The following is a 13124-nucleotide window of genomic DNA, read 5'->3' on the forward strand; positions in this document are numbered from 1 at the left end:
GGGGATCATGTCATCCTGACCCGGGGCGACCACATGAACGCCCACGGCGGGACCAACACGATGAAGATTCTCGAGGTAGACAAGTCATGACCGAAAACCGCCCCCAGCGCAGCGTCAAACGCACCCTGCCGGCACGCAAGCGAATCGCCCTGGTCGCCCACGATGGCAAAAAGACCGAACTGCTGGAATGGGCCGCGCGCTGGCGCGACACCCTGGCCGAGCATGAGCTGGTGGGAACCGGCACCACCGCCGGGCGCCTATCGGCCAGCCTGGGCCTCAAGGTGGAGGGCCTGATGAGCGGCCCACTGGGGGGCGACCAGCAGATTGGCGCGCGCATCACCGAGCAGCGCCTCGATCTGCTGATCTTCTTCTGGGACCCCTTCGCTCCCCAGCCCCACGATCCCGACGTCAAGGCCCTGCTGCGGCTGGCCGCACTGTGGAATGTGCCGGTGGCATGCAACGCCGCCAGTGCCGACTTCCTGGCCAGCTCACCCTGGCTCGGTCAACCCTATGAGATGGCCATCCCCGATGCCGATGCCTGGGTGGCTGCGCGCAATCCCCAGTAACGAGATAGCGGGCCACGCCCGCAAGAGGACACCATGTTCCAGCTCACCCGCAGCGTCACCTGGCAGGCACTCACCCGGCTGCGCCAGGAAACCGCAAACGACCGCATCCGTGACTACTTCGCCGCCGATTCGCAACGCTTCGACAGGATGAGCCTGCGCGTCGGTGGGCTGTTCCTCGACTACTCCAAGCACCCGGTATCCGATGCGGTACTGGCCAAGCTGATCGAGCTGGCCGACCACTCTGCCCTGGTGCAGCGCCGCGCCCAGATGTTCTCCGGCGACATCATCAACGTCACCGAGAACCGTCCCGTACTGCACACCGCCCTGCGCAACCTGGGCGAGGCGCCGGTCATGGTGGACGGCAAGGACGTGATGCCGGAGATCCGCCGCTCGCGCGAGCAGATCCGCACCTTCTCCGAGGCGGTGCGCAGCGGCGAGTGGCGCGGCCACAGCGGCGAGCGCATCCGCGACGTGGTCAACATCGGCATCGGCGGCTCCGACCTCGGCCCCAACATGGCCTGCCGCGCGCTGCTCAAGCAGCGCCACCCGGAACTCAACTTCCATTTCGTCTCCAACGTCGACGGTGCCCACATCCAGAAAGTGCTGGCGCGACTCGACCCGGCCTCGACCCTGTTCATCGTCTCGACCAAGACCTTCTCCACCCAGGAGACCCTGCTCAACGCCAAGACCGCCCGGCGCTGGTTCCTGGAAGGCGCAGGGCCCGACGCCGACGTGGGCGCTCACTTCGTTGCCGCCTCCACCAACAAGAAGGCCGCCATGGCCTTCGGTGTGCGCGAGGAGAACGTCTTCGAATTCTGGGCCTGGGTCGGCGGACGCTATTCGATGTGGTCCTCCATCGGCCTGCCCATCGCCCTCTCCATCGGCTTCGATGGCTTCATGGAGATGCTCGAGGGCGCCTACGCCATGGATCAGCACTTCATCAAGGCGCCCTTTGGCGAGAACATGCCGGTGCTGATGGCGCTGATCGGCATCTGGCACCTCAACTTCATGGGTGCCGAGACCCAGGCCATCGTGCCCTATGACCAGGCGCTGCATCAGCTACCATCGTTCCTGCAGCAGCTCGACATGGAGTCCAACGGCAAGTCGGTGGACATCTTCGGCCAGCCGGTGGACTACAAGACCGGGCCCATCGTCTGGGGCCAGACCGGCTCCAACGGCCAGCACGCCTTCTTTCAGCTGCTGCACCAGGGCACCCGCTACGTGCCCATCGACTTCATCGCCTCGCTCAAGCCCGAGCCCGGCATGGAGGAGCACCACTTCGCCCTGCTCACCAACATGCTGGCCCAGGCCAACGCTTTCATGGAGGGCAGCCAGCGCGGCAGCCGGCTCGATCCCTACAGCTGCCCCGGCAACCGTCCTTCCAGCGTGCTGCTGCTCGACGAGCTGACCCCGCGTAACCTGGGGGCCCTGATCGCGCTCTACGAGCACAAGGTGTTCGTGCAGGGGGTGATCTGGAACATCAACTCCTTCGATCAGTGGGGGGTGGAGCTGGGCAAGCGCATCGCCGGCGAGATCAGCGAGCGCATCGACGAGCATAGCCAGGACTTCGACGCCTCGACTCAGGGCCTGCTGGCCCTGGTGCGCGAGCACTTTTCCGCGCCCCCCGCGCCGGGCCAGCCCTCGCAGGAGGTCAAGCCAAGCAAGAAGAAACCAGACAAGGCATCGCGCTGACGGGCGGCAACGGCGTCAACCGAAGCGGCGGCGCACGAAGCGGTCGCCCAGCCAGGCCGCCGCCAGCCACAGCGGCACGCTGAGCAGCACGTAAAGCAGCGCAAGGCCGGGGCGGCCGAGCCCCAGCAGGTGAAGGGTCTCGAGGCCGAACAGCGAAAACGTGGTAAAGCCGCCGCAGAAACCCGCCACCAGGAACGGCTGCCAGCGCGCCACATGGCCATCACGTCGACAGGCAGCATAAGCAGCGAAAGCGGCAATCAACCACGAGCCAACCAGGTTGACCAGCAGGGTTCCCCAGGGAAAGGCGGGGCCCAGCATGGCGATACTGGCCAGCGAGACCAGATAGCGCAGCGACGAGCCCAGGGCGCTGCCCAGGCCCACTGCCGCGTAGGCAGGCCAGCTGCTCACAGCACGCCCCCCCCAAGCCACCAGCCCAGCGCAGCCAACGCCAGGCCGGCTCCCAGCGTGAGTGACAGGTTGGCCAGCGCGGCGCCATGCCGCCCGCTCTGCCACAGGGCCAGGCTCTGCAGGCTCAACGAGGAAACGGTGGTATAGCCGCCCAGCACCCCGATGACCAGAAACAACCAAGCCGCTGCTGCCTCCCCATGAGGCACGCCGAACGAGCCGGCCAGGATGCCGGCCAGCAGCGCCCCGCTGAGATTGACGACAAGCGTGCCCCAGGGGAAACCGGCCCCGGCGAGCCTGGCCAGCAGATTGGAAACCGCCAGACGCAGCATGCCCCCCAGCGCGCCTCCCACTGCCACCATCAGCAGCATTGTCATGCCTTCATTTGCCCTGTATCCGTATCACCGGTGCCAACCCATGCTAGCTGAATAGCGAAAGCGGAACAAAAAGAAGCCATCCGCAGGGCGGATGGCAAAGGGGATGTAGAGCTATTGCAGGGAATCGCGCCCTGCGCATGGGCGCGATTCCAATATGACACACAACCTTCATTCTGTACAATGTCTGCACAAGACATGACTCCGATTCGTTCCGAGAGCCCTGACGGCTTATCATTAGCACAACGAAATAGATCCACTCCCGCCGACACGCCCGAGATGGAGGTCACGCGTGAATGCAAACCGGTTTCTCCCCTGGGTGCTGGGCTGGCTGATCCTCGCCCTGCTGGCCGCCTCACCGGCCATGGCCCAGCCCGCCGACACCACCGCCATGCCTGCCCCGGCAGCGCTTGCCGACATGCTCGAAGACGAGCAGGCTCGTCAGCAGCTGATCGAGCACCTGCGCCGACAGGCTGCCGCCGAACCGGAGCTGGCGGCCGATCCCGCCCCCGCAGGACCGGTATCGCTGCCCAGGCAGCTGGCCGAGCTGACCAGTCGCGTTGTCAGCGATATCGGTGGCGAGGTCCAGAATCTGTACGGCGTGGTGGCGGGGCTGTTCACCGCCGAGACCGATACCGCCGCCATCGACTGGGGCGCCTTCCTCACCGCCGCGATCAACCTCGGGCTGGTCATTGCCGCCACCTTCTTCTTGTTCTTGCTATTCCGCCGGCTGTCGCGGCCGCTTTTCAGTCGCCTGAGCCAGTGGTCGCTCAAGGGCAACGGCCTCAATCCGATCATCCGCCTGGTGCTGTGCGTGGTCATCGCTGCACTCATCGACGTGCTGGTGGTGGCGCTCTCCTACGTGGGCGGCAACCTGATCGCCACTTTCGCCGTGGGCGAGACCGGTGAGCTGTCGACCCGGGCGTCGCTGTTCCTCAACGCCTTCCTGATCATCGAACTGATCAAGGCGGCCATCCGCATGCTGTTCGCCTCGCGCTACGAGGGGCTGAGGCTATTGCCCATCTCGGCCGGCGAGGCCTCCTACTGGAACCGCTGGCTGGCCCGCCTGGTCGGCCTGGTGGGCTACGGCCTGCTGGTGGTGGCGCCCCTGACCAGCCTCTACCTGACGCCGGCCATGGGCCAGGCGGTCGGCGTGCTGATCATGTTCGGTGCCTTTTTCTACGCCGTGGCAGTGGTACTCAAGAATCGCCTGCGTATTCGCAGCGAGCTCGACCAGATGGCGGCCCGCTCCGACTTCACCGCCACCCGGATCACCCTGCAGCTGTTCGCCCGTACCTGGCACCTGTTCGCCCTGCTCTATTTCCTGATGGTGCTGGTGCTGACCCTGACGCGCCCGGCGGATGCGTTGCCCTTCGTCCTTTTTGCCACTCTCCAGACGCTGGCCGTGGTGATCGTCGGCATGCTGCTTTCCAGCCTGCTGACCCATACCATCGGCCGGCGCATCCGGCTCGCCGATGACCTGCGGCGCAAGCTGCCGCTGCTCGAGCCGCGCCTCAACAGCTACGTGCCCAATGCGCTGCGGGTCATCCGCACGCTGATCCTGGTCGGCGTGGTACTGCTGGTACTCGATGCCTGGGGTGCCTTCGACCTGGCCGGCTGGTACGCCTCCGAGCCCGGCCGCGGGCTGGTCGGCACGCTGGTCAGCGTGGCATTGATCCTGCTGCTCGCCATCGGCGTGTGGTTGGGCCTGGCAAGCCTGATCGAGCACAAGCTCAACCCCGAGACCGGCACCGGCGAGCCCGACGCCCGCGCCAAGACCCTGCTGACCCTGTTCCGCAACGCCCTGGCCATCGCCCTGATCACCATGACCGCGATGATCGTGCTGGCCGAGATTGGCATCAATATCGGCCCGCTGATCGCCGGTGCCGGTGTGCTGGGCCTGGCCATCGGTTTTGGCGCCCAGAAGCTGGTGCAGGACATCATCACCGGCATCTTCATCCAGGTGGAGAACGCCATGAATACCGGCGACGTGGTCACGGTGGGCGGCATCACCGGCACCGCCGAGCGGCTCAGCATACGCTCGGTGGGTATTCGCGACTTGGCGGGGGCCTACCACATTGTGCCCTTCTCCAGCGTCGATACCGTCTCCAACTACATGCGCGAGTTCGGCTACCACGTCGGCGAGTACGGCATCGCCTACCGCGAGAGCATCGACGAAGCGATCGTCGCCCTGCGCGAGGCCTACGACGAGCTGGCCGCCGACGACGACCACAAGATGAACATCGTCGCGCCGCTGGAAGTGGCCGGTGTCACGGCACTTGGCGACAGTTCGGTAAACATCCGCGTGCGCATCAAGACCACGCCCGGCACCCAGTGGGGCATCGGTCGGGCCTACAATCGCCTGGTCAAGCTGCACTTCGACGCCAAAGGCATCGAGATTCCCTTCCCCCACACCACGCTCTACTTCGGCGTGGGCAAGGAGGGCGAGGCACCGCCTGCCAACGTGCGCCTCATGCAGCAGAGCTTCGACATCGACGGCCGCCCCGGCGGCCAGCCCCGCTCCGGAGAAAGCAGCCGCGAGGGAGAAGAGGACCCCCGCTCGAAGCCCAACCCCGTGTTCAAGGGCGACTACGAGGACAAGGACTGACCTCTGTCTGTGTGGGAGAGCGGGGCTGCCAGGGGCAGCCCCGCTTGCTTTCAGGGGGCCGCTCAGGCGGGCGGGGGCGCTTCCCGGCGCGGCCAGGCCAGCCACAGCGCCTTCACCAGGGTGGCCAGGGGGATCGAGAAGAACAGCCCCCAGAAGCCCCAGATGCCGCCGAAGAACAGTACCGCCACGATGATCGACACGGGGTGCAGGTTGACCGCCTCGGCGAACAGCAAAGGCGCCAGCACGTTGCCGTCCAGCGCCTGGATGACACCGTAGGCGATGATGACGTAGAGAAACGGCTGGGTCAGGCCGAAGTGGAAGCCCGCCACGGCGGCAACGGGCAGCGTGACCACCGCAGCGCCGATATAGGGGAGCAGCGTCGAGAACCCGACCAGCAGGCCCAGCAACAGCGCATAGGGCAAGCCGAACAGGGCGAAGGTAGCGTAGCTGACCGCACTGACGATAAGGATCTCGACCGCCTTGCCCCTGACGTAGTTGCTCAGCTGGACCTCCATTTCCGCCCACACCTGGCTCATCAGCGTGCGCTTTTCCGGCAGGAAGGGAAGGAAGAAGCCCAGCAGCAGGGCTCGATCCTTGAGCAGAAAGAGCACCAGGATCGGCACCAGCACCAGGTAGATGATCAGGGTCATCACATTGCCGAGCGAGGCAAGGGACAGCGTGATGAGCTGCTGGCCGAGCTGGGTGGCCTCGCGGCCTGCCATCGCCGTCCATGCCTTCATCTGCTCGGGACTCACCAGGTTCGGGAACCGCTCCTCGAGCTGCCCCAGCACCGCCTGCCCCTGGCTGACGATTTGCGGAATTTCCTGCAGCAACCCGGTAAGCTGGGTCCAGATCAACGGTATCAGCAGCAGCACCACCGCCAGGAGCAGGCCGAGGAACCCCACGAAAACCGAAATGACGGCCGTGAGGTGAGAAATTCCCCGCCGCGTAAGGCGTGACACCGCGCCCTGCAGCAGGAAGGCAATGACCAGGGCCGTGAGGAAGGGGGCCAGCATGCGCCCCAGCCATAGCACCGCCGTGAAGCCAGCCACCAGCAGGATGAGCAGGATTACCGCCTGCTCGTCGGAAAAATAGCGCGAGGTCCACCCGCGCCAGACCCGCTTCAGTGCCACCTCGATTCCTCCCGAAAGACGCGAAAGGGGCGCCATAGCGCCCCTCGTTCGCCTGGATGCCGCCCGGCGCGGGCTCAGCTGGCCTTGTGCCGCTCCTGCTCGTCATCGGCGACTTCGGCTGGCTCGCCGGGCTCCGCCGGCTGCGGCAGGGAGGGAAGCGACTTGTCGAGCAGCTCGACGCTCTGACGGTAATACAGCTGGCTCTTGTTGTGCTCCCCGAGGTTGGCATACAGCCGCGCCAGCTCGGCGCAGACCAGGCCGCTTGGACGCTGGCGCTGGCTCGCCTCGAAGTACTCCTGAGCCTTGCCCCAATAGGCGTTGCGCAGCGCCAGCCGGCCCAGGGTGAGCAGCAGGTCGGGATCGTTGGGACGCTCCTGAAGCCATTTCTCCGCATGCACCAGCTGGCGAGCCGGGTCCACGTTGAGCAGCCCGTAGCGCAGCACCAGGCGACTGTCCCAACGCTCCTTGAGCGAGTGGCGCAGCAAACGCTCGGCAATGCCCTCCTCGTTGCCGCGCACCAGCGCCTCGGCATACAGCACGACCAGCTCGACGTTGCCACGCAGCGAGTCCGGCATATCCGCCCACAGGCTGCGAATACGTTCCACGTTGTCCGGGTCCCGGGCCTCGTGGACCAGCAGCTCCTTGTAGGCGCGCAGCTCCAGTTGGTTGCGCTCCTGGGGCGAGATCAACTGGCGCGATGCCAGACGCGGCATCAGCCGGCGCAGCCCATCCCAGTCGTTGACACTGAGATAGGCCTGCTTGAGCTGTTTGAGCACCTGGGGATGATTGGGTAGCTGGCGATCAAGACGAGTCAGGATGGCCAGCGCTTCCTCGTACTGCTGACGATCCAGCATCAGCTGGACTTGCATCAGGCCCACCGCGGTGTCGGCACCCTCGGTGGAGAGATGGGCCCGCTTGAGCAAGGTGTCGGCCTGCTCGTAGCGCCCCTGATAGTGCGCGGCCAGAGCCGCGGAGAGATAGTTGACCAGCGGCGTGCTGGAGTCGTCGGCGGCCTTGACCAGCGACTTCTCGGCGCGCTTCCAGCGCCCTTCGGCCAGCGCCACCAGCCCGCGCACGGTGCGCTTCATGGCGTTGCGGTGGCGGGTGCGCCGGTTCCATACCTTGAGCCGGCTGACGGGATAGCTCATCCGCATCAGCACGCGCAGAACGAAGTGCAGGATCAGGAATACGGCCAACAGCAGCACCAGGCCAAACCAGAACGAGGTCTGGTAGGAGGTGTCACCCACCCGCACCAGCCAGTAGCCGGGCACCGAGACCATCAGCTGGCCGAGCAGCGCCCCCAGGGCCAGCCCGAAGAGAACGATCAGCAGCAGCTTTCTCATGCCTCATCTCCCCGGTCGCCGCGCGAACCGAAACGACGCTCGATGAACTCGGCCAGGGCCTGTTGGGAGCCGCTGATATCGGGAAGCTCGGGGCGGATGTTCTCGCCCTTGAGCGCCTGGAGCTGCTCGATGACGCCCTGCACCTCGCTGCGCTCGGTATCGTAGTAGCCTTCGATCAGGGCCAGCGCCTTGTCGATGCTGGCTTCGTAAAGCTCCTGTTCTTCCTTGAGCAGCGCCAGCTGGGCCTGTTCGATCACCAGGCGTGAGCTCTGGCGCAGATAGGACTCCTGCTCCGGCGTCACCAAGGTCTCGAGCGCCTGGTCGTGATGGCGGATCACGACCAGGTCCCTCAGCTCCTGGCCGAAGCGCGAGAGCTGCTCTTGCCAGCCGCCGGTGGGCGTCTCCTCGATGCCGGAACGCGCCGGGATCTCTTCGAGCTCACGCGAAAGCGGCAGCTGTGCCAGGCGCTGCTGCTGGGCATCGAGTGCCATGTAGATGCCGGTACGGTCGACCTGGGGCACACCAGCGAGAATCGAGAGCTCCGAGGCGATACCGCGGCGAACGGAGAGCAGTGCGGGGTTTTCGGCTTCGCTCAGGCGGGCATCGGCGGTACGCAGCAGGGCGGCGGCGCCTTCGACGTCGCGCTCGAGCTGGAGCCGCTGGTTGGCCAGCCGCAGCAGGTAGGCCGCTTCGGCATGCAGCCATTCGCGCTCGTCAGGCTCCTGCTGGCGAGAGAGCTCGTCGAGGACCTGGTCCAGGGCGTCATCGACTTCGCTGCGGTAGCCGGCGAACTCGCTACGCATCGACTCTATCGCCTCGGCCATTTCCGCATCCCGGGCCTCCTCGCCGCGCTCCAGCTCCTCGCGCAGGCTGGCCACGTCATCGGCCGCTGCCGCCCCGGCGGCACGCTCTTCCAGCTCGGCCAGGCGCGCCTGCTGGGCGTCGAGGCGATCCCAGGCGTTCCATGCGAACAGGCCCGCCCCGATACCGAGGAACAGCACCAGGATCAGCGCAAGGACGCCCACGCCGCGGCCCCCCCCCTTACCCCCACTCGAGGCAGGTGGAACCGCGGCACCACCGCCGGGAGGCACTGCCTTGGCAGAGTCGCCCGGCTCGGCAGGGCCGCTGCTTGCCGAGCCGGGCTTGTCGGAAGCGGCTGGCTTGTCGGCAGATGCCGACTTTTCGGCGGCAGCCGGCTTTGCAGCCTCTGTCTTGCCTGGCTCAGGCTTGGTTGAGTCAGCCTTGGTGTTGTCCTCAGGCTTGGCGGATTCCGGTTTCGCCGGTGCCTGCTTGTCAGCCCCTTGTGCCTTGCTCTCGGCCGGGGCTGGCTTGGCCTCAGGTGAAGCTGCCTTGTCGCCAGCGGCGTCGCTCTTGCCGGGGCTGACGGCACTCCCGCTGGCAGCGGCCGGCGACTTGTCGCTTGCCTGACCCCCGGCGGACGGCTTGGGCGCCTGGCCACCTCCTGGCTCGCGGCCCTGGCCGGCTGCGTTGCCAGGCTTGTTGCCGGCTCCGGCCTGGCGTCCCTTGCCGCCCTGGCCCTTGCCGGAAGGCGCCTTCTTTTCGTCCTGCTCGTTGGTCTGCTTGCTCATCTGTCGCTAGCCCTTTTCGAAATCGTCTTGATCGACATCGGCATCCTCCTGATGGCAGGCGGCCACCACGGCACTGGCGAGAGCCGCCGGCGTGGCACCCGCTGCCACCACGGGAGTGCGAAAGCCCAAGTTGTTGGCCAGTGTAGCCAAACGGCAACTGGACACGATTAGCGGTTGGTTCAAGGTGGCCTTGGTACACCATCTTGCCAGATGTTCGAGCAGTTCGCCGCTGCTGGCCACCAGTGCGAGAAACTCACCCCGTGCAAGGCGCTCCTGAAGCTCGGGGGGAGGCGACTGCAATCGCCGTCGATAGAGCGCCAGCCGCGTGACCCGGGCACCGCGCGCCGCCAGGGTTTCGGCCAGCAGCGTGCGCCCGCCTTCGCCGGCCACCAGCAGCACCCGCTGCCCGTCGAGGTCACGCAGCGAAGCGAGCTCGAGCAGCGCTTCACTGGTGTCCTCGCCGGCGTCTGCCGGCGGCAGGTGAACCCGTACCCCAAGCCGCTCATGCAAGGCGGCGGCGGTGGCCGAGCCCACCGCATACCAGGCGATCCCCACCGGAAGCTGCGGCCAGTAGCGGTCAAGCGCATGGTCGAGGCACTCGGCGGCATAGGGACTGACCACCACGATCTTGTGAAAGTGATCGAAATCGAGCCACGCCTGGCGCATTGCCTGGCTCTCCGGCAGCGCCTCCAGCGCCATCGCGTCGAGGTGAGCCACCGGAAACCCGGCGCCCTCGATAGCCGCCGCCAGGGCAGAAGCCCGCTCGCCAGGGCGGCTGATCAGCACGGGAAGCCCGGCGCTCATTCAGGCGCCGTAAACCTGCGCCAGGATCTCGCCAGCGCCCTGTTCGAGCAGGTCTTCGGCCACCCGCACGCCCAACGCTTCCGGCTCGTGGATCGAGCCGCGGCCCTCGGCGCGCAGCACCTCGGTGCCCTCGGGGTTGCCCACCAGCGCCCGCAGCCACAGGGTCTGGCCATCGTTCTCGAAGGTCGCGTAGCCACCGATGGGAACCTGGCAGCCACCCTCGAGGCGGGTGTTCATTGCGCGCTCGGCGCGTACCCGCGTAGCGGTAATGGGATCATCCAGCGGTGCCAGCAGCGAGATCAGCTCGGGGTCGTTGATGCGACACTCGATGCCCAACGCCCCCTGGCCACAGGCCGGCAGGCAGACCTCGGGCGGCAACTCCTGGGCGATGCGCTCGCCGAGCCCCAGCCGCTTGAGCCCCGAGGTGGCCAGGATGATCGCATCGAACTCGCCGGCATCGAGCTTGGCCAGACGGGTCTGGACGTTGCCGCGCAGGGTCAGGATCTCCAGGTCCGGGCGCGCCTCGCGCATCTGCAGCCCTCGACGCAGGCTCGAGGTGCCGATACGGGCCCCTTCGGGCAGCTCGCCCAGGGAGCCGAAGTGATTGGACACGAAGGCATCGGTGGGCTCGGCGCCGGCAAAGATCACCGATAGCCCGAGCCCCTCGGGGAAATGCATGGGTACGTCTTTCATCGAGTGCACGGCGATGTCGGCGCGGCCATCCAGAATGGCTTCTTCCAGCTCCTTGACGAACAGCCCCTTGCCGCCGATCTTCGCCAGCGGCGTGTCGAGAATCTTGTCGCCGCGAGTGGAGAGCGCGACCAGCTCGACCTCGAGTCCAGGGTGCTCGGCCATCAGCAGGTCGCGAACGTGTTCGGCCTGCCACATGGCCAGTAGACTCTTGCGGGTGGCAATGCGCAGCGTGGTAATGGATCGCACGTGGTTCTCCCCAGCGGGCCCGGACGGCCCTGCTCAGCGGTAATTGCCGCAACATTATGGGTCACGGCAGGTCATCGGTCATTGACTCCCATCATAAAGCACCGGGCGAAGCAGGAAAAATTGGCACGTTTCGGACTGCGCCACCGCCCCTCGTCACCCGCGTCGACTCTGGTACACTGCAAGACCAGACTGAAGCCGCCGCTGGCGGCTTTGCGAATACGCCACAGCATGCAACACGCAGGATGCCCACGCCGATGAGCTCTAGTCCCACTAACCCCGGCACCAACCAGGCCTGGGGCGGTCGCTTCAGCGAACCCACCGATGCCTTCGTCGAACGTTTCACCGCGTCGGTCGACTTCGACCAGCGCCTCGCCCAGCAGGACATCCAGGGCTCCATTGCCCACGCCACCATGCTGGCTCGCGTGGGCGTGCTGACCGACGACGAGCGTGACGCCATCGTCGCCGGACTCGACGAGATCCGCGGCGAGATCGAGCGCGGCGAGTTCCAGTGGTCGGTGAAGCTCGAGGACGTGCACATGAACATCGAGGCGCGTCTGACCGACAAGATCGGCATCACCGGCAAGAAGCTGCATACCGGCCGCTCGCGCAACGATCAGGTGGCCACCGATATCCGCCTGTTCCTGCGCGACGAGATCGATGTGGTCGAAGCCGAGCTACGGCGCCTGCGTGAAGGCCTGATCGAGCTCGCCGAGCGCGAGGCCGACACCATCATGCCCGGCTTTACCCACCTGCAGACCGCCCAGCCGGTGACCTTCGGCCACCACCTGCTGGCCTGGCAGGAGATGCTGGCGCGCGACCACGAGCGGCTGCTCGACTGTCGCAAGCGAGTAAACGTGATGCCGCTGGGCGCCGCTGCGCTGGCCGGCACCACCTACCCCATCGATCGCCACGTCACCGCCGAGCTGCTGGGCTTCGAGCGGCCCGCGGAGAACAGCCTCGACGCAGTGAGCGATCGCGACTTCGCCATCGAATTCACCAGCTTCGCCAGCATCCTGCTGATGCACCTGTCGCGCATGAGCGAAGAGCTGGTGCTGTGGACCAGCGCGCAGTTCGACTTCATCGACCTGCCCGACCGCTTCTGCACCGGCAGTTCGATCATGCCGCAGAAGAAGAACCCCGACGTGCCCGAGCTGGTGCGCGGCAAGACCGGCCGCGTCTATGGCCACCTGATGGGCCTGCTGACGCTGATGAAGTCGCAGCCGCTGGCCTACAACAAGGACAATCAGGAGGACAAGGAGCCGCTGTTCGACACCCTCGACACGGTGCGCGACTGCCTCAAGGCGTTTGCCGACATGGTGCCGGCCATCGAATCGCGCAAGGCGAGCATGTATGAAGCCGCCCGCCGCGGCTTCTCCACCGCCACCGACCTCGCCGACTACCTGGTGCGCCGCGGCGTGGCCTTCCGCGACGCCCACGAGATCGTCGGCCAGTCGGTGGCCTTCGGCATTCGCGAGGGCAAGGACCTCTCCGAGATGACCCTCGACGAGCTGCGCCAGTTCTCCGACACGATCGAGCAGGACGTCTTCGAGGTGCTGACGCTGGAAGGCTCGGTGGCCGCGCGCAACCACATCGGCGGCACCGCCCCGGATCAGGTCCGCGCCGCTGCGCAGCGCGCCCGCGATGCCCTGGCGAGCCTGGGCCGATAGCCAT

At 66.5% G+C, this 13124-nt stretch carries 11 protein-coding genes; 4 read left to right on the forward strand and 7 right to left on the reverse strand.

Annotation, left to right across the window (positions count from 1 at the left end):
- The first annotated feature begins 86 nt into the window (after positions 1-86).
- Positions 87-566 (forward strand): methylglyoxal synthase, encoded by a 480-nt coding sequence (locus H1D44_RS12680; protein ID WP_181515229.1) that lies wholly within the window; start codon positions 87-89, stop codon positions 564-566.
- Positions 567-599: 33 nt separating this feature from the next.
- Positions 600-2258 carry a glucose-6-phosphate isomerase gene (gene pgi, locus H1D44_RS12685; protein ID WP_181515230.1) on the forward strand — a complete coding sequence of 553 codons (1659 nt, stop codon included), beginning with the start codon at positions 600-602 and terminating at the stop codon, positions 2256-2258.
- A 15-nt stretch (positions 2259-2273) separates the two neighbouring features.
- Here the strand turns inward: pgi and crcB are convergent, their stop codons facing one another.
- Both crcB and H1D44_RS12695 read right to left on the reverse strand, forming a co-directional pair.
- Complete coding sequence (gene crcB / locus H1D44_RS12690) at positions 2274-2666, reverse strand: fluoride efflux transporter CrcB (RefSeq protein WP_181515231.1); 393 nt, start codon at positions 2664-2666, stop codon at positions 2274-2276.
- Positions 2663-3040 carry a fluoride efflux transporter FluC gene (locus H1D44_RS12695; RefSeq protein WP_181515232.1) on the reverse strand — a complete coding sequence of 126 codons (378 nt, stop codon included), beginning with the start codon at positions 3038-3040 and terminating at the stop codon, positions 2663-2665. Before H1D44_RS12695 ends, crcB begins: the two co-directional genes overlap by 4 nt.
- Positions 3041-3329: 289 nt before the next feature.
- Here H1D44_RS12695 and ybiO point away from each other — a divergent pair, with 289 nt between their 5' ends.
- A complete protein-coding gene (ybiO, locus tag H1D44_RS12700) occupies positions 3330-5645 on the forward strand; it encodes a mechanosensitive channel protein (protein WP_181515233.1) in 2316 nt (771 codons plus the stop codon).
- Positions 5646-5707: 62 nt separating this feature from the next.
- Here ybiO and H1D44_RS12705 read toward each other — a convergent pair whose 3' ends face one another.
- From H1D44_RS12705 to hemC, 5 genes are all read right to left on the reverse strand, one after another.
- On the reverse strand, positions 5708-6778 hold the full coding sequence (locus H1D44_RS12705; RefSeq protein ID WP_181515324.1) for an AI-2E family transporter: 1071 nt from the start codon (positions 6776-6778) through the stop codon (positions 5708-5710).
- A 74-nt stretch (positions 6779-6852) separates the two neighbouring features.
- Complete coding sequence (locus H1D44_RS12710; protein ID WP_181515234.1) at positions 6853-8121, reverse strand: heme biosynthesis HemY N-terminal domain-containing protein; 1269 nt, start codon at positions 8119-8121, stop codon at positions 6853-6855.
- Entirely contained in the window at positions 8118-9710 is a 1593-nt protein-coding gene (locus H1D44_RS12715; RefSeq protein ID WP_181515235.1) for a uroporphyrinogen-III C-methyltransferase, read from the reverse strand. Before H1D44_RS12715 ends, H1D44_RS12710 begins: the two co-directional genes overlap by 4 nt.
- A 6-nt stretch (positions 9711-9716) precedes the next feature.
- On the reverse strand, positions 9717-10514 hold the full coding sequence (locus H1D44_RS12720; RefSeq protein ID WP_181515236.1) for a uroporphyrinogen-III synthase: 798 nt from the start codon (positions 10512-10514) through the stop codon (positions 9717-9719).
- Positions 10515-11453 (reverse strand): hydroxymethylbilane synthase, encoded by a 939-nt coding sequence (hemC, locus tag H1D44_RS12725; protein WP_181515237.1) that lies wholly within the window; start codon positions 11451-11453, stop codon positions 10515-10517. It abuts the gene before it with no gap.
- 254 nt (positions 11454-11707) lie between these two features.
- Here hemC and argH point away from each other — a divergent pair, with 254 nt between their 5' ends.
- A complete protein-coding gene (gene argH / locus H1D44_RS12730) occupies positions 11708-13120 on the forward strand; it encodes an argininosuccinate lyase (RefSeq protein WP_181515238.1) in 1413 nt (470 codons plus the stop codon).
- The last annotated feature ends 4 nt before the right edge of the window (positions 13121-13124 follow it).

The sequence above is a fragment of the Billgrantia kenyensis genome, from assembly GCF_013697085.1.
Taxonomy (GTDB): Bacteria; Pseudomonadota; Gammaproteobacteria; order Pseudomonadales; family Halomonadaceae; genus Halomonas; species Halomonas kenyensis.

Coding starts and splice junctions, on each gene's coding strand:
- H1D44_RS12680 (WP_181515229.1), top strand. CDS start 87: ATGACCGAAAACCGCCCCCAGCGCAGCGTCAAACGCACCCTGCCGGCA.
- argH (WP_181515238.1), top strand. CDS start 11,708: ATGAGCTCTAGTCCCACTAACCCCGGCACCAACCAGGCCTGGGGCGGT.
- pgi (WP_181515230.1), top strand. CDS start 600: ATGTTCCAGCTCACCCGCAGCGTCACCTGGCAGGCACTCACCCGGCTG.
- H1D44_RS12710 (WP_181515234.1), bottom strand. CDS start 8,121: ATGAGAAAGCTGCTGCTGATCGTTCTCTTCGGGCTGGCCCTGGGGGCG.
- H1D44_RS12720 (WP_181515236.1), bottom strand. CDS start 10,514: ATGAGCGCCGGGCTTCCCGTGCTGATCAGCCGCCCTGGCGAGCGGGCT.
- H1D44_RS12715 (WP_181515235.1), bottom strand. CDS start 9,710: ATGAGCAAGCAGACCAACGAGCAGGACGAAAAGAAGGCGCCTTCCGGC.
- H1D44_RS12695 (WP_181515232.1), bottom strand. CDS start 3,040: ATGACAATGCTGCTGATGGTGGCAGTGGGAGGCGCGCTGGGGGGCATG.